Genomic DNA, 14503 nt, shown 5'->3' with positions numbered 1-14503 from the left:
GCCCGATCGACGGGAGCATGCGGGCACCGAGCCCCTTGCGTCCGTTCCCGACCGGCTGGCGGCACTCTAAGCTTATCGAACCGATTAAGTCCAGCGGGACTGACTGGCTGCCATGCGTTTGCGCGGCATTCCAGGGTTTTTCGCCCAAACGCGCCGAATCGGCCTTTCGCCCGATCGTTGCAACCCGGCGAACCCGCATGTATCGATTTAGGTCTCAGGAACGAGGCGGCGCCCAGCGCGAGCGCGGCCGCGATGGCCCCGGGAGGAACCGTGCCGGACACGATCTCGCATCCCCATGAGGCCGTCGGCGGCGCCGAGGATCTCCGCCTCATCCTGCTGGACCCGCGCGACAACGTCCTGGTGGCGCGCCGGCGGATCCGGGCCGGCGACGAGCTCTCCATCGACGGAAGGCGGGTCGCCGCCGCTCAGGACGTCGCGCTCGCCCACAAGGTGGCGCGCCGCGCCATCGCGCCGGGCGAGACGGTGCTGAAATACGGCGCGCCGATCGGGTCCGCCACCGCCCCCATCGCCCCGGGCGAGCATGTGCACGTCCATAACGTCAAGAGCGAATACACGCCCACCTACACGCTGGACGATCGCAAGCCGGGAGCGACCGCATGACCGCTTCGTTCGCCGAACCTCCCGTCGCGGAGGCGCCCATGCGCGGCTGGCTGCGTCAGGACGGCCGCAAGGGCATCCGCAACGTGGTCGCGGTCGGCTATCTCGTCGAGTGCGCCCACCACGTGGCGCGGGAGATCGCGGCGCCGCTGCGCGAGGACGGCGTCCACGTGATCGGCTTCCCGGGCTGCTACCCCAACGGCTACGCCCAGCGCATGATGGAGGCGCTCTGCACCCACCCGAATGTCGGGGCGGTTCTGCTCGTGTCGCTGGGCTGCGAGGCCTTCGACAAATACGGGCTGGAGCGCGCCGTCCGGGCGAGCGGGCGCTCGGTCAAGACGCTCACCATCCAGGCGACGGGCGGGACCCGCGCCTCCATCCTGGAGGGCCGGGCCTGGGCGGCCGCGCAGAAGCGTTTGCTGGACGTGGCTCCCACGGTCCCGATGCGGGTGGACGAGCTCGTGGTCGGCACCGTCTGCGGCGGCTCGGACGGGACCAGCGGCATCACCGGCAACCCCGCCGCCGGACGGGCCTTCGACATGCTGGTGCGCGAAGGCGCGGCCTGCATTTTCGAAGAGACGGGCGAACTCATCGGCTGCGAGCACATCATGGCGGCGCGCGCCGTGACGCCGGCTCTGGCCGCCGAGCTGGAGGCCAGCGTCGCCAAGGCGGCGCGCTACTACGCCACGCTCGGCTACGGCTCCTTCGCGCCCGGCAACGCCGACGGGGGCCTGTCGACGATCGAGGAGAAATCGATGGGCGCCTACGCCAAGTCCGGGGCCTCGCCCATTTCCGGCCTGCTCAAGCCGGCGGACGTTCCCCCGCGGGGCGGCCTCTATCTGCTGGACGTCGTGCCGGACGGGGAGGTCCGGTTCGGCTTCCCCAACATCAACGACAACGCCGAGATCGCCGAGCTGATCGCCTGCGGCAGCCACGCCGTGCTGTTCGTGACGGGGCGCGGCTCGGTGGTGGGCTCGGCCATCTCGCCCGTCGTCAAGATCTGCGCCAATCCGGAGACCTACCGGCGCATGAGCGACGACATGGACGTCGACGCCGGCCGCATTCTGGAGGGCCGCGCCGGCCTGGACGAGGTCGGGCGCGAGATCCGCGACCTCGTGGTCGGGCTCGGCCAAGGGCTGAAGACCCGGTCCGAGGAGCTCGGCCACCAGGAGTTCATCCTCACCTACAAGAGCTTCGAGCCGATCGGTCCCGCCTGCCTGCCCGGCGCCGCCTGAGGGCGGCCGACGCCGGGCGCCGGCGCGCTCAGGCCGCCTCCGCCGACTCCAGCCGCTGGTCGATCATCGCGTGCAGCGAGCGCAGGTCCTTGGCGAACTGGCGGATGCCCTCGGCCAGCTTTTCGGTCGCCATCGGGTCCTCGTTGAGCGCGAAGCGGAACGACGCCTCGTCGGTGGCGATCTTGTCGACGCCGTCGCGCCCGGCCGGGGCGGGGTCGAGCTTGCGCGCCAGCACGCCCTCGTCGCGCGACAACTCCTCCAGCAGCGCCGGCGCGATGGTGAGCCTGTCGCACCCGGCCAGCGCCTCGATCTCGCCGGTGTTGCGGAAAGACGCGCCCATCACGACCGTGTCGTAGCCGTGGCGCTTGTAATAGGCGTAGATCCGCCGCACCGAGAGCACGCCCGGATCCTCCTCGGCCGTGAAGCTGCGGCCCTCGGCCTTGACGTGCCAGTCCAGGATGCGGCCCACGAAAGGCGAGATCAGGAACGCCTTCGCCTCCGCGGCCGCCGCCGCCTGCGCCAGCGAGAACAAAAGCGTCAGGTTGCAGTCCACGCCCTCGCGCTGCAGGATTTCGGCCGCCCTCAGGCCCTCCCAGGTCGAGGCGAGCTTGATCAGGATGCGGTCGCGGTCGATGCCGCGCTCCTTGTAGGCCGCCACGATGGCCCGCGCCTTGTCGACGCTGGCCTTGGTGTCGAAGGAGAGATTCGCGTCCACCTCGGTCGAGACGCGGCCGGGCACGATGCGGGTGAGCTCGGCCCCGAACGACACCGCCAGCCGGTCGGCGACGGCGGCCGTCACGGCCTCGCGGGAGCCGCCCTTGCGGCGGCCCCAGTCGAGCGCCTCGTCGAGGATCGACGCGTAGCCCGGCATCTGCGCCGCTTTCAGGATCAGCGAGGGGTTGGTCGTGCAATCCGTCGGGTGGAACGCCCGGATCGCCTCGATGTCGCCGGTGTCCGCCACCACGACGGTCATGGATTTGAGCTGGTCGAGCTTGGACGCCATGGCGGCTCTCCTTGAACTTGGTGGCGGAACGGCCGGGATCGCGTGGATCGCCGGGCGGGCTTGCGGCATCGGTCGCAGGCTTCCTATCATGGCCCGCATCGGGCCGGAACCGTGTCGCGGCCGCCGGACCAGTCTCGCCTTCGCGCTCCGGCGCGCCGCTCCCGCAGGAGATCAACGCATGCTGAAGGGGCTGGATCCCATCCTGGGGCCGGAGCTTCTCGCCACCCTGCGGGCCATGGGCCACGGGGACGAGATCGCCGTCGTGGACACGAACTTTCCGGCCGCCGCGATGGGACGCCCGGTGATCCGGCTCGACGGAATCCCGGCGCCCCGCGTGGTCGAGGCCGTGCTGTCCGTGATGCCGCTGGACGACTTCGTCCCCGAGGCCGCCTGGCGCATGGAGGTGGTCGGCGACGCCCAGGCGGACATGCCCATCTTCGCGGAGTTCCGCCAGGCCATCGTTGCCCAGGAGGGCGTCGGCTTCGCGCTGGGCTCGCTGGAGCGCTTCGCCTTCTACGAGCGCGCCAAGGGGGCCTTCGCGATCGTGGTCAGCGGCGAGCGTCGCCTCTACGGCAACGTGATCCTGAAGAAGGGCGTCGTCCGGCCGGATTAGCCCGACGGCCCACGCCATCCCCCAGCCTCATTTGCGCGCGGAACTTCGGCGATGACGCTTCGAATCGACGCCCATCAGCACTTCTGGAACCCTGCGCGCGGCGACTATGGCTGGCTGACGCCCGAGCTGCAGACGCTGTACCGGCCCTTCTCGCCGGACGACCTGGAGCTCCTGATCGAGGAGGCGGGCGTCGGCGGGACGGTGCTGGTCCAGGCCGCCCCCACCGTGGAGGAGACCGAGTACATGCTCGGCCTCGCGGACGCGACCGACTGGGTGCTGGGCGTGGTCGGCTGGGTCGACTTCGAGGACCCATCCCACATCGCCCATGTGGACCGGCTGGCCCGGCACAAGAAGCTCAAGGGCTTCCGGCCCATGATCCAGGACATCCCCGATCCGGAGTGGATGCTCCGCCCCGAGCTGGACTGGGCGTTTCGCTGCCTGATCGCCCACGACCTGGCCTTCGACGCCCTGGTGCGGCCGGAGCACCTCGACGCGCTCTCGCGGCTGATGCTGCGCTATCCGGATCTGCGCGTCGTGATCGACCACGGCGCCAAGCCGCGCATCCGCGCTGGCGAGATCGATGAATGGTCCGCCGCGATGACCCGCATCTCCGTCGAGTCGCGCGCGCTCTGCAAGCTCTCGGGACTTGTGACCGAAGCCTCCGCCGACTGGAGCGTCGAGACGTTGCGGCCCTACGTGGACGTCCTCCTGTCCGCGTTCGGTCCCGGGCGCCTGATGTTCGGATCGGACTGGCCGGTCTGCACCCTGGCTTCGGGCTACCAGCGCTGGGTCGACGCGGCGGAGGAGCTGACGGCCTCCTGCAGCGCCGGCGAGCGCCTCGCCATCTTCGGCGGCAACGCCAGCGCCTTCTACCGGCTCGGCGCGGTCTGAGCCGGCCGGCCCGCCTCAGGCGGCGGCCAGCGCCTCGTCCATGCACTGCAGCGAGGGCGTCGTCCCCTTGCGGGCCGTGAGCGCGCAGGAGCGCGGCACCTCGAGCCAGCCGGGCTGCGCCCGGTCGAGCGGCTCGGATACGATCACCAGGCGGTCGCCCATGTCGCGCCAGTAGAGGGTCGCCGGCTTGCCGTCGCTCGCCCAGCGGAACGCGTAGAGGCTCTCGCCGTCGGTGAGCGCCGCCGTGAACCGCAGCGCCTCGCGCACGCCCGCCGCCCTCATGAAGCCGCTCACCCGGGACACGGTGCGCGCCATTGCGCCGACCGGGTCGTCCTCCAGTCCGTCCGCCAGGGCGGCGAGAAAGATCGCCTCGCTGTCGGTGGTGCCGCCGCGCGCCTCGTAGAGCTCGTCCGGGATCAGGTTCTCCAGCCTGCGCCGGATCGCGTGATAGCCGCCGATCTGGCCGTTGTGCATGAACATCCATTTGCCGTTGACGAAAGGGTGGCAGTTCGCCCGTGTCGTGGCCGTGCCGGTCGCCGCCCGCACATGGGCGAAGAACAGCCCCGAAGCCACCTGGGAGCACAGCGAGCGCAGGTTCTCGTCCGACCAGGCCGGGCGAAGCTCCCGATAGACCCCGGGCTCGGACCGGGCGCCGTACCAGCCGATGCCGAAGCCGTCGCCATTGGTGCCCGTCTTGGCCTCCTCCGCGTGCAGCGACTGGTGCACCAGGGAATGGCAAGGAGCGCAGACCAGATCTTCCATGAAGACCGGCTCACCCCGGTAGGCGAGGAATCGGCACATGCGGAGCCACCCTTGAGCGTTGCCCGCCCATACCCTGCGGCCGCTTTCCTGAACAGTTGCTTAACGGCCCTTAACCATATTCGTCCCCCGGCCTGTTGTTCGCTACTCTGGGTTCGGGTTGTATGGCCCCGGATCCCAGCAGCCCGAAACCAGGATGACCATGGCGCTCCCTCTCGCCGCCGCGCTGTTCGCGCTCGCACTCTTCGTCGCCCCGGCCGAGGCCGCCGAAGGCCTCCAGGGCTCGCGTCTCGGGATCGTGTGGGCCGCGCCCTTCGCCGGCATCCTGCTCTCGATCGCGCTCGGTCCGCTGCTCTTTCCCCATGTCTGGCATCGGCACTACGGCAAGATCGCCGCCGGCTGGGCCATTCTCGCCGCGGTCCCCCTGGCGCTGACGCAGGGCGTCGACGCGACCGGCGCGGCGCTGACCCACACTCTCCTCACCGAGTACCTCCCCTTCATCCTCATGCTGTTCGCGCTCTTCACCGCGGCGGGCGGAATCGTGATCGCCGGCAACATCCATGGCTCGCCGGGGATGAACACCGCCATCCTGGCGATCGGGGCGCTGGCCGCGAGCGTCATCGGCACGACCGGGGCGTCGATGATCCTGATCCGCCCGCTTCTGCGCGCCAATGACGACCGCGTGCACAATGTCCACGTCTTCGTCTTCTTCATCATGCTGGTGTCGAACATCGGCGGATCCCTCACGCCGCTCGGCGACCCGCCCCTGTTTCTCGGTTTCCTGCGGGGCGTCGATTTCTTCTGGACCGGCAAGACGCTCTGGCCCGAGACGCTGTTCACCTGCGTAATCCTGCTGGGCCTGTTCTACGCCATGGACGCCTGGTTCTACCGCCGCGACGAGGCCTTCCGGGCGAAGCGCGACCCCACCCCCGACAAGCCTATCCGCGTGCGCGGCCTGGTGAACTTCGCCCTGATCGGCATCGCCATCGGGGCCATCCTGGTGAGCGGCGTTTGGGAGCCGGGCGTCGAGATCAACGCCCTGGGGCTGCACGTTCCGCTCCAGAACATCACGCGCGACCTCGTGATGATCGCGGTTGCGCTGACCTCCATCGCGTTGACCCGTAAGGAGCACCGCAAGGCGAACGACTTCTCCTGGGAGCCCATCCTCGAGGTGGCCAAGCTGTTCGCCGGCATCTTCACCTGCATCATCCCGGTCATCGCCATGCTGCAGGCCGGCCGCGAGGGCGTGTTCGCGCCGCTGGTGGGTCTGGTCACCCGGCCGGACGGGAGCCCCTCGCCCGCGGCCTATTTCTGGCTCACGGGCCTGCTCTCGTCCTTCCTCGACAATGCGCCGACCTATCTGGTGTTTTTCGAACTCGCAGGGGGCGATCCGGTCCGCCTGATGGGCCCGTTCGCCTCGACGCTTGCGGCGATCTCGCTGGGGGCCGTATTCATGGGCGCCAACACCTATATCGGCAACGCGCCCAACTTCATGGTCTACGCCATCGCCCGGCAGGGCGGCGTCAAGATGCCGAGCTTCTTCGGCTACATGCTGTGGACCGGCCTGATCCTGACTCCGCTCTTCGGCCTGATCACCTGGCTGTTTCTCTAGGGTCGCGTGTCCGGGCGGCCGCCGATTGCGGCGAATCTCATCCGGGGCTAGGCTTTGGGCATGCCGGTTTCCTCTTCCCTGGCGATCGCGCCCCCGGTCGACGGCCGCCAGTCGGACACGGCGCTCGCCGTCGCCCGCGGCACGCGCCGCCTGCTGACAAGCCTAGGCTTCGCCTCCGTAACGGAGCTGCCGCTCGCCTCCGGCCGGCGCGCCGACATCGTGGCGCTCGGGCCGGACGGGGCGGTCTGGATCGTCGAGATCAAGTCCAGCATCGAGGATTTCCGGGCGGACCGGAAATGGCCGGACTACCGGGCCCATTGCGACCGGCTCTATTTCGCCATTCCGGACCACGTGCCGGCCGAGATCATGCCGCCCGACGCCGGGCTGATCCTGGCCGACGCCTACGGCGCCGCGGTGCTGCGCGACCCGGCGGAGCACCGTCTCGCCGCCGCAACCCGCAAGGCGTTGCTGATCCGCTTCGCCCAGGCGACCGCCTGCCGCCTCCACGCATTGTTCGACCCGGAAGCGGGAAGCGGCTTCCTGTGACGCTCACGCGGCGCCGCGCCGGCGCGCCGGGAGGCCTGGCCACCCCCTCGCTTCAGGACCATTCGCCCATGATCTTCGACTCGGCGCTGAAGGCGTTGCGGCAGATCCTCTCGCCTCCGTTCCGCGCCATTCTGTGGAAGTCGCTCGGCCTGACCGTGGCGCTGCTGGCGCTGATCTGGGCGGCGCTGACCAAGCTCGTCGCCTACTGGCTGTCGAGCGCCGACATTCTCGCCCAATATCCCTGGATCGGAACCTATGCGGCGTTCCTGGCTGGCTTCGGGCTGGTGATCGGGCTCGGCTACCTGATCCCCTCCGTGTCGATGCTGGTGGCCGGCTTCTTCCTCGACGACGTCGCCGAGAAGGTCGAAAGGAGCCATTACCTCGCCGATCCGCCGGGCCGGCCGCTCCCGGTCGCCACGGCGCTCTGGGAAGCGCTGCGCTTCGCCGCGAGCGCGCTGCTGATCAATCTGGTGGCGCTGATCTTTCTCCTGATCCCGCCCTTCAACATCGTGGCCTTCCTGGCCGCGAACGCCTACCTCCTCGGCCGGGAGTATTTCGCGCTGGCGGCGGGCCGTTTCCGGCCGATCGAGGAGGTCCGGGCCATGCGGTCGCGGCACTCCAGCACGATCCTGCTGGCCGGCCTCGCCATCGCCGTGATGGTCGCTATCCCGCTGGTCAACCTGCTGACGCCGCTCTTCGGCGCGGCCCTGATGGTCCACGTGCACAAGCGGCTGACATTGCGCGAAGAGACCCGGCCGATCCCGCCGCCCCGGTGAGGCGGCCCGGCGGGTTCAGGCGAACTTGCCGGCGTCGAACTGGCCGCGCGCCCGGAAACGGTAGAGATAGGCCGGCACGACCGCCTCGATGATCTCGGGCGTCACGCCCATGGCCTCGAGGGTGCGGCCTTCCGCGATGGCGGCGTCGCTCACGACGTTGTCGACCTGGAGCAGGCGCACCTGGTCGCCCGTCAGCATCAGCGAGTCCGGCACGAGCCCGCCCGTGACCTTGTTGACGAACTCGGTCACGGCGGCCTGCACCCGGGCCGCCCCGACCGGCATGGCGACCAGCAGCCTGCGGCGGCCGGTGACGTCCAGCACATACTGGATCAGCTGGCGGAAGGTCTTCACCTCGGGCCCGCCCAGCTCATAGGTCACTCCGGTCCGGACGGTGGCGTCCATCACGCGGCAGATGGCCTCGGCCACGTCGCCCACGAAGACGGGCTGGAACCGGGTCTCCCCGCCCCCGATCAGCGGGATGACCGGAGACATGCGGGCGAGCGCGGCGAAGCGATTGAAGAAGGAATCTTCCGGCCCGAACACGATGGAGGGCCGCATCACGACGGCGGTCGGCACGGCCTCCATGGCGGCGGCTTCGCCGGCCGCCTTGGTCCGGGCGTAGACCGAGTCGGACTCGGGGTCGGCGCCCAGCGCCGACATCTGGACGTAGCGGGTGATCCCGGCCTGTCGCGCCGCCTCGGCGACGGCGCGGGCGCCCTGCGCCTGCACGGCTTCGAAGGTCTGCGCGCCGCTGGGGTTGAGGATGCCGACGAGGTTCACGGCGGCGTCCGCGCCCTCGAGAGCGGCGGCGATGGAGGCCGGATAGCGGACATTCGCCTGGACGGGGTGGATCTGGCCGACGCGCCCGAGCGGCTGCAGGAACAGCGCCAGGTCGGGCCGGCGCACGGCGACCCGGATGCGGTAGCCGCGGCGGGCCAGGGCGCGCACGACATGCCGCCCGACGAAGCCGGACCCGCCGAAAACGGTGACGAGCTGGTTGGACGTCGGGATCATGGAAGCCTCCTGCGTATCAGGAGGCTCTTATTCAATGCAGGTCGCGCTGTATAGAGGAAGAGCGCCGGGACCGCGTGGCGCGCACGCGAATCGGGACCAGCTTCTCGCGCCGGCCGCCGCCGGGGCCGTCGTCGTCGCCCGACGGGAGCGACATGATCGCCCCGCCCGCAACCAGGCTGCCGAAGGTGATCATGAACCCGCCCGCCAGCAGCGCGAACGCGGCGAGGCCGTTCTCCGTCTCGGTCATCAGGCGCCGCAGGCCATGCGCGTCGAACCAGACGAGCGCGATCGCGAATGCGAGCCCGAGCAGCGCGCCCAGCCCCGCATGGGCCAGCACCAGCCGCAGCGCAGGGTTGCGCTCGAAGATCGATTCGCTGCGTCCAGACTGCTTGCCCATCGCGTCGCCTTGCGCCTGGTGTCCTCGGTTCGGGTCGAAACGCTGGGCTTCGGCCCGTTTTCGTCCGTCCTTATGAGTGTGGTGCGCCCAATGTGGCCTGACAAGGGCGAAACCGCCGATGCGACCGCGCGCGCCTCTCCGAGCGGCGCGCTTTTTCCCCCGCTCGGCGAAAATCCTCCGCCGGCGCCGTTGACAGCCCAGGGACGCCCCCGTAAGAACCGCGCCGGGCCCAGGTGGCGGAATTGGTAGACGCGCTGGTTTCAGGTACCAGTGATGAAAGTCGTGGAGGTTCGAGTCCTCTCCTGGGCACCATCGCAGTCCTGCCATGCAGGCGCGGTGGAGCCGGATCCGCCGAAAAGAGCCGCCTCCGGGCGGCTTTTTCTTTGCCCGCTGCACGGAAGTCGGCCTGGCCTCATGACGATCCGCGGAGGTCCGCAGGCCGCCGGCAGGAATCGGGTCGCGCACCGCTGCGGCGGAGTCTAGACGTCGAGCCTCGAATGAGGAGCACGGCCGTGACGGCGTCGATCCACAGCATCACGATACCCCATCGCGCCATGACGCCCCTCGAATGGGGCATGCTGCTTGGCCTGTCGCTTCTGTGGGGCGGATCCTTCTTCTTCACCGGGGTGGCTCTGCAGGCCTTTCCGCCTTTCACCTTGGTCACGCTTCGGGTGGGGCTCGCGGCGTTGATGCTGAACGTCGCCCTGCCGCTCCTTGGCGTCCGACTTCCGTCCGGGCGCAGGGTCTGGATCGCTTTCGCCGGCATGGGGCTGCTGAACAACGTCCTGCCATTCAGCCTGATCGTCTGGGGACAGACCCATCTCGCGTCCGGCTTCGCGGCGATCCTGAACGCAACGACGCCGCTGTTCGGCGTTCTGGTGGCGCACCTGCTGACGGTCGATGAAAAACTGACCCGGCTCCGCCTCGCCGGAGTTCTGGCGGGCATCGGGGGTGTCGCCGTGATGGTCGGGCCGACCGTCCTTGCCGGGGTCGGGTCCGAGAGGCTCGCGCCCTTCGCGGTGCTCTGCGCAGCGGCGTCCTACGCGTTCGCGGGGGTGTTCGGCCGCCGCTTCCGGGTCATGGGCGTCGCCCCGCTGGCGACCGCCGCCGGGCAGGTCACGGCGTCCTCCGCCTTCCTCCTCCCGGTCGCGCTGGCGGTGGATCAGCCCTGGACGCTCGCCGCGCCGGGCCTGCCGGTCTGGGGCGCGGTGCTGGGAATCGCCGGGCTGTCGACCGCTCTGGCCTACGTGATCTATTTCCGGATCCTGGCGACCGCCGGCGCGACGAACCTTCTCCTGGTCACCTTCCTCATCCCGGTCTCGGCGCTCTTGCTCGGCGCGCTGGCCCTGGGGGAACGGATCGACGCTCGCCAGTTCGTCGGAATGGCGCTCATCGGCTGCGGACTCGCCGCCATCGACGGCCGTCTCCTCCCTCTGGTCCTGGGCCGGGGCAAAGCCTCCGCAGCCTAGCCCCGCCTCGCCCCTATCAAGGCGACGTTCGCCGCAATCAGGAACGATCGATGCGCCTGCGCCGTTGAAGGTGGGAATCAACGGAGGCACGACATGAACAGCGTCATCTATCTCGTGGGTCTTGTGGTGGTGGTCATCGCGGTGCTGTCGTTCTTCGGCCTGCGCTGAGGAACGCCGGCTCCGGGTGGCCCCGCCTTCGGGACGTTGCGACAAAGCTGTGGTTCCGGACGGCCGAACCGTGGTAACGCGCTGGGCGAAACCCCAGCGCGGCCATGGGCCGACCCGGAACCGCCCGCATGACCATTCGCCTGCACAAGGGTGACCTGCCCGACGGCGCCTCTTTCGGCCCCGTGGTCGCCATCGACACCGAGACCCTCGGCCTCAACCCGCTGCGCGACCGGCTGTGCCTGGTGCAGCTATCCTCCGGCGACGGCGACGCCGACCTCGTCCAGATCGCGGCGGGCCAGACCAGCGCCCCCAATCTGCAGCGCCTGCTGGGCGACCCCGCGGTCACCAAGCTGTTCCACTTCGCAAGGTTCGACCTCGCCGTCCTGTTCCACACCTTCGGGGTGATGCCCGGCCCCGTCTACTGCACCAAGATCGTCTCCAAGCTGGTCCGCACCTACACCGACAGGCACGGCCTGAAGGACCTGGTGCGCGAGCTGCTCGGCTTCGAGATCTCCAAGCAGCAGCAGTCGTCCGACTGGGGCGCGGCGACGCTGTCGGACGCGCAGCAGTCCTATGCGGCGTCGGACGTGCTCCATCTGCACGCCATGAAGCAGAAGCTCGACGCCATGCTGGCCCGGGAAGGGCGCGCCGACCTCGCCCAGGCGGCCTTCGAGTTCCTGCCCACCCGCGCCCGGCTCGACCTGCTGGGCTGGTCGGAGACGGACATCTTCGCCCACGCCTGACCGGCCGGCCCGTCCGGCCGAGGGCCCGATCGCCGCACCGCCCTGGCGGGATCGGGCGCCACGCTCCACATAGGGTGCGCGGGACGGCGCGTTCCGGCCCAAAAACATCGCGCGCCATCATCGATCTGAGGTTGTATGAAGGTCCGCGGGCGCGGCGGGGCGCCGTCGGACGCCCGGGACGCAGGAGACAAGGACGCGCATGGCCAGCGAAGGCGCCCGTTTCGGCGAGCAGAAGCCCGCGCCGCAAAAGCGGTACGCGGCAGCTGTGCGTCATTCGGGACGCGTGCGGCTGTTGCGCCGGGCGATCCCGATCGGGGCCGTCGTGGTCGTCATCGCGATCGCGTTCGTCGCATTGGTGAAGCCCTTCCGGTCGCTGCCGCAAGGGCTCTCGGTGGGGCCGCTCAGCATCAGCGGCACCAAGGTGACCATGGAGTTGCCCAAGCTCTCGGGCTTCAAGAAGGACAACCGGCCCTATGAGGTGACGGCCCGCTGGGCCTCGTCGGACGTCAAGAACCCGAACGTGATCGAGCTCAAGGAGATCAAGGCGCGCATCGCCCTGCAGGATCGCGGATTCGCCAATGTCGAGGCGCTGAACGGCGTCTACAACTCGCAGGCGGAGGCGATCCAGCTCAAGGACGACGTCCGGGTCAAGACGGACTCCGGCTACGACGTCACGATGCGGTCCGCCGACATCGACTTCAAGTCCGGCGCGGTGAACTCGCCGGAGCCGATCGAGGTGATCTTCTCGGGCGGAAAAATCAACGCTGACGCGCTCGAAATGCTCGACAACGGCCAGCGGGTGATCTTCAAAGGGCGCGTCCATACGCTGATGCTCGCCGACCCGGGCGACAAGTCCGCCGGTCAGGCCAAGGGAACGTCGCCATGAACCCCGTCACGCTCCACCGCTCCCTCGGTCCGGCGCTCGCGCTGGCGATGGCCGCCGCCCTGGCGGCCGGCCCCTCCGCCGCCTGGGCGCAGCAGCCCAAGAAGAGCGCCGGGCTGCCGGGCTTCGGCACCAATTCCAAGGAGCCGATCAAGATCGACGCGGACCGGCTCGAAGTGTTCAACAAGGAGCAGCGCGCGGTCTACACGGGCAACGTCATCGCCATCCAGGGCGACACCACGATCAAGTGCCCCACCATGATCGTCTATTTCGAACGCCAGAACCGCAACGGCGCCGCCCCCGCGGCGGGCGCGGCCGCGACGGCCGGCGCCGGCGCCCAGACCGCCCCGGCCCCGGCCAACGCCGAGGGCGAGCAGGAGGGCGGCACGTCCCTGAAACGGGTCGAGGCCAAGGGCGGCGTCACCGTGATCAGCAAGGACCAGATCGCCACCGGCAATGAGGGCGTGTTCGATCGCGGCTCCAACCGCATCATCCTCACCGGCAACGTCGCGCTCAGCCAGGGCGAGAACGTCACCAAGGGCGACAAGCTCGTCTACAACACCGAGAGCGGCGTCGCCGTCGTGGAGGGCGGACGCGTCAAGGGCTTCTTCGTCCCGGGCTCCGACGAACCCGGCGACGTGAAGAAGAAGCCCGCAGCCAAGCCCAAGTCTTGACGCCGCGCGCCCCCGAACCCGAGCGCCGGCCTGCGCGCCGCGCCGTCCCCGGATCCCGACCGTGAATCTTCTCGACCGCCAGCGCCCCGAGCACGCTCCCACGCCCGACCAGGCCGCGCCCGACGGCGTGCGGCCGGTCGGGGGCGGGGCGGAGCACGTCCCGGCGCAGCGCGGCGGCCCCGACGGCGGCGACGAGGGAGGCCCCGGCGTCCTCGTGGTGCGCGGCCTCGCCAAGAGCTATCGCGGGCGCGCGGTCGTGCAGGATGCGGGCCTCACGGTCCGGCACGGCGAGGCCGTCGGCCTGCTCGGCCCGAACGGCGCCGGCAAGACCACCATCTTCTACATGATCACCGGGCTGGTGCAGGCCGACCGGGGCCGCATCTCGCTCGACGGGCACGACATCACGTCGCTGCCGATGTATCGCCGCGCGCGCCTGGGCATCGGCTACCTGCCCCAGGAAGCGTCGATCTTCCGCGGCCTCAACGTCGAGGACAACATCCGCGCCGTGCTGGAGGTCGTGGAGCCCAACCGCGCGAAGCGCGAGGAGGACCTCGATTCCCTTCTCGAGGAGTTCGACATCAAGCGCCTGCGCAAGTCGCCCTCCATCGCGCTTTCGGGCGGCGAACGGCGCCGTTGCGAGATCGCACGCGCGCTGGCGGGCCGCCCCTCCTTCATGCTGCTGGACGAGCCCTTCGCCGGCATCGATCCCATCGCGGTCGGCGACATCCAGGCGCTGGTCCGCCATCTCACCGGCCGCGGCATCGGCGTGCTGATCACCGACCACAATGTCCGGGAGACGCTGGGGCTCATCGACCGCGCCTACATCATCCATTCCGGACGGGTGCTGATGGAAGGCTCGCCGGACGAGATCATCTCAAGCGAGGAGGTTCGCCGCCTCTATCTGGGCGAGGACTTCCGACTCTGATCAGCTGCGCGACCCCGCATAGCACGAGGCGGGACCGGACAAGTCGCAAATCGTTAAACACGCATGGTCATGGGCGCAGCGACCCTTTGACCCGCGGGAGAGAACCGCGCTAAATAGCCCAGCAAAATTCGTGCCGCCAGTTTCGACAAGGCGGCCGATGCGTGGGGCATTGCATCG

Annotated in this window: 16 protein-coding genes and 1 tRNA gene; 13 read left to right on the top strand and 4 right to left on the bottom strand. The window is 69.7% G+C overall.

Annotation, left to right across the window (positions count from 1 at the left end; all coding sequences use genetic code 11):
- Positions 1-270 precede the first annotated feature (270 nt).
- Both ACYVO7_RS02580 and ACYVO7_RS02575 read left to right on the top strand, forming a co-directional pair.
- Complete coding sequence (locus ACYVO7_RS02580) at positions 271-621, top strand: UxaA family hydrolase (protein WP_460448271.1); 351 nt, start codon at positions 271-273, stop codon at positions 619-621.
- Positions 618-1853 (top strand): UxaA family hydrolase, encoded by a 1236-nt coding sequence (locus ACYVO7_RS02575; protein ID WP_460448270.1) that lies wholly within the window; start codon positions 618-620, stop codon positions 1851-1853. Before ACYVO7_RS02580 ends, ACYVO7_RS02575 begins: the two co-directional genes overlap by 4 nt.
- A 28-nt stretch (positions 1854-1881) precedes the next feature.
- Here ACYVO7_RS02575 and tal read toward each other — a convergent pair whose 3' ends face one another.
- Positions 1882-2856: a transaldolase gene (gene tal, locus ACYVO7_RS02570; protein WP_460448269.1), complete on the bottom strand. Its 975-nt coding sequence runs from the start codon at positions 2854-2856 to the stop codon at positions 1882-1884.
- Between the two features lie 178 nt (positions 2857-3034).
- Between tal and ACYVO7_RS02565 the strand changes: the two genes are divergently transcribed.
- Together ACYVO7_RS02565 and ACYVO7_RS02560 are read left to right on the top strand one after the other, a co-directional pair.
- On the top strand, positions 3035-3469 hold the full coding sequence (locus tag ACYVO7_RS02565; protein ID WP_460448268.1) for an RbsD/FucU family protein: 435 nt from the start codon (positions 3035-3037) through the stop codon (positions 3467-3469).
- Positions 3470-3520: 51 nt separating this feature from the next.
- Positions 3521-4360, top strand: coding sequence for an amidohydrolase family protein (locus ACYVO7_RS02560; RefSeq protein ID WP_460448267.1), 840 nt, complete (start codon positions 3521-3523; stop codon positions 4358-4360).
- A 15-nt stretch (positions 4361-4375) separates the two neighbouring features.
- Here ACYVO7_RS02560 and ACYVO7_RS02555 read toward each other — a convergent pair whose 3' ends face one another.
- Positions 4376-5161 carry a class II glutamine amidotransferase gene (locus tag ACYVO7_RS02555; RefSeq protein WP_460448266.1) on the bottom strand — a complete coding sequence of 262 codons (786 nt, stop codon included), beginning with the start codon at positions 5159-5161 and terminating at the stop codon, positions 4376-4378.
- A gap of 160 nt (positions 5162-5321) precedes the next feature.
- Here ACYVO7_RS02555 and ACYVO7_RS02550 point away from each other — a divergent pair, with 160 nt between their 5' ends.
- The 3 genes from ACYVO7_RS02550 to ACYVO7_RS02540 all read left to right on the top strand — a co-directional run bounded on the left by ACYVO7_RS02550 (position 5322) and on the right by ACYVO7_RS02540 (position 8053).
- Positions 5322-6731 carry a sodium:proton antiporter gene (locus tag ACYVO7_RS02550; RefSeq protein ID WP_460448265.1) on the top strand — a complete coding sequence of 470 codons (1410 nt, stop codon included), beginning with the start codon at positions 5322-5324 and terminating at the stop codon, positions 6729-6731.
- Between the two features lie 60 nt (positions 6732-6791).
- Positions 6792-7277, top strand: a complete 486-nt coding sequence (locus ACYVO7_RS02545) for an MmcB family DNA repair protein (RefSeq protein ID WP_460448264.1) — start codon at positions 6792-6794, stop codon at positions 7275-7277.
- A 68-nt stretch (positions 7278-7345) separates the two neighbouring features.
- A complete protein-coding gene (locus tag ACYVO7_RS02540) occupies positions 7346-8053 on the top strand; it encodes a sulfate transporter family protein (protein ID WP_460448263.1) in 708 nt (235 codons plus the stop codon).
- A gap of 15 nt (positions 8054-8068) precedes the next feature.
- Here ACYVO7_RS02540 and ACYVO7_RS02535 read toward each other — a convergent pair whose 3' ends face one another.
- Entirely contained in the window at positions 8069-9067 is a 999-nt protein-coding gene (locus tag ACYVO7_RS02535; RefSeq protein ID WP_460448262.1) for a complex I NDUFA9 subunit family protein, read from the bottom strand.
- Between the two features lie 31 nt (positions 9068-9098).
- Positions 9099-9464 carry a hypothetical protein gene (locus ACYVO7_RS02530; RefSeq protein ID WP_460448261.1) on the bottom strand — a complete coding sequence of 122 codons (366 nt, stop codon included), beginning with the start codon at positions 9462-9464 and terminating at the stop codon, positions 9099-9101.
- A gap of 227 nt (positions 9465-9691) precedes the next feature.
- Here ACYVO7_RS02530 and ACYVO7_RS02525 point away from each other — a divergent pair.
- The 6 genes from ACYVO7_RS02525 to lptB all read left to right on the top strand — a co-directional run bounded on the left by ACYVO7_RS02525 (position 9692) and on the right by lptB (position 14326).
- A tRNA-Leu gene (locus ACYVO7_RS02525) sits at positions 9692-9776 on the top strand.
- Positions 9777-10018: 242 nt separating this feature from the next.
- Positions 10019-10933, top strand: a complete 915-nt coding sequence (locus ACYVO7_RS02520; protein ID WP_460448545.1) for a DMT family transporter — start codon at positions 10019-10021, stop codon at positions 10931-10933.
- A gap of 296 nt (positions 10934-11229) precedes the next feature.
- Complete coding sequence (locus tag ACYVO7_RS02515; protein ID WP_460448260.1) at positions 11230-11844, top strand: ribonuclease D; 615 nt, start codon at positions 11230-11232, stop codon at positions 11842-11844.
- Positions 11845-12043: 199 nt separating this feature from the next.
- Entirely contained in the window at positions 12044-12730 is a 687-nt protein-coding gene (lptC, locus tag ACYVO7_RS02510; protein ID WP_460448259.1) for an LPS export ABC transporter periplasmic protein LptC, read from the top strand.
- The gene (locus tag ACYVO7_RS02505; RefSeq protein ID WP_460448258.1) at positions 12727-13401 is read left to right on the top strand and encodes an LptA/OstA family protein; all 675 of its coding nucleotides are present in this window, start codon (positions 12727-12729) and stop codon (positions 13399-13401) included. The genes lptC and ACYVO7_RS02505 overlap by 4 nt, the downstream gene beginning before the upstream one ends.
- A gap of 52 nt (positions 13402-13453) precedes the next feature.
- Positions 13454-14326: an LPS export ABC transporter ATP-binding protein gene (gene lptB, locus ACYVO7_RS02500; RefSeq protein WP_460448544.1), complete on the top strand. Its 873-nt coding sequence runs from the start codon at positions 13454-13456 to the stop codon at positions 14324-14326.
- The last annotated feature ends 177 nt before the right edge of the window (positions 14327-14503 follow it).

Source organism: Alsobacter sp. SYSU BS001988, from assembly GCF_054796215.1.
Note: the sequence above shows the minus strand (reverse complement) of the source record. Positions and strands in the feature narration are given on the sequence as shown.

Excerpts from the sequence above, each read along its gene's own strand:
- ACYVO7_RS02575 (WP_460448270.1), top strand. The coding sequence starts at position 618 with ATGACCGCTTCGTTCGCCGAACCTCCCGTCGCGGAGGCGCCCATGCGC.
- tal (WP_460448269.1), bottom strand. The coding sequence starts at position 2,856 with ATGGCGTCCAAGCTCGACCAGCTCAAATCCATGACCGTCGTGGTGGCG.
- ACYVO7_RS02565 (WP_460448268.1), top strand. The coding sequence starts at position 3,035 with ATGCTGAAGGGGCTGGATCCCATCCTGGGGCCGGAGCTTCTCGCCACC.
- ACYVO7_RS02560 (WP_460448267.1), top strand. The coding sequence starts at position 3,521 with ATGACGCTTCGAATCGACGCCCATCAGCACTTCTGGAACCCTGCGCGC.
- ACYVO7_RS02555 (WP_460448266.1), bottom strand. The coding sequence starts at position 5,161 with ATGTGCCGATTCCTCGCCTACCGGGGTGAGCCGGTCTTCATGGAAGAT.
- ACYVO7_RS02550 (WP_460448265.1), top strand. The coding sequence starts at position 5,322 with ATGGCGCTCCCTCTCGCCGCCGCGCTGTTCGCGCTCGCACTCTTCGTC.
- ACYVO7_RS02545 (WP_460448264.1), top strand. The coding sequence starts at position 6,792 with ATGCCGGTTTCCTCTTCCCTGGCGATCGCGCCCCCGGTCGACGGCCGC.
- ACYVO7_RS02540 (WP_460448263.1), top strand. The coding sequence starts at position 7,346 with ATGATCTTCGACTCGGCGCTGAAGGCGTTGCGGCAGATCCTCTCGCCT.
- ACYVO7_RS02535 (WP_460448262.1), bottom strand. The coding sequence starts at position 9,067 with ATGATCCCGACGTCCAACCAGCTCGTCACCGTTTTCGGCGGGTCCGGC.
- ACYVO7_RS02530 (WP_460448261.1), bottom strand. The coding sequence starts at position 9,464 with ATGGGCAAGCAGTCTGGACGCAGCGAATCGATCTTCGAGCGCAACCCT.
- ACYVO7_RS02520 (WP_460448545.1), top strand. The coding sequence starts at position 10,019 with ATGACGCCCCTCGAATGGGGCATGCTGCTTGGCCTGTCGCTTCTGTGG.
- ACYVO7_RS02515 (WP_460448260.1), top strand. The coding sequence starts at position 11,230 with ATGACCATTCGCCTGCACAAGGGTGACCTGCCCGACGGCGCCTCTTTC.
- lptC (WP_460448259.1), top strand. The coding sequence starts at position 12,044 with ATGGCCAGCGAAGGCGCCCGTTTCGGCGAGCAGAAGCCCGCGCCGCAA.
- ACYVO7_RS02505 (WP_460448258.1), top strand. The coding sequence starts at position 12,727 with ATGAACCCCGTCACGCTCCACCGCTCCCTCGGTCCGGCGCTCGCGCTG.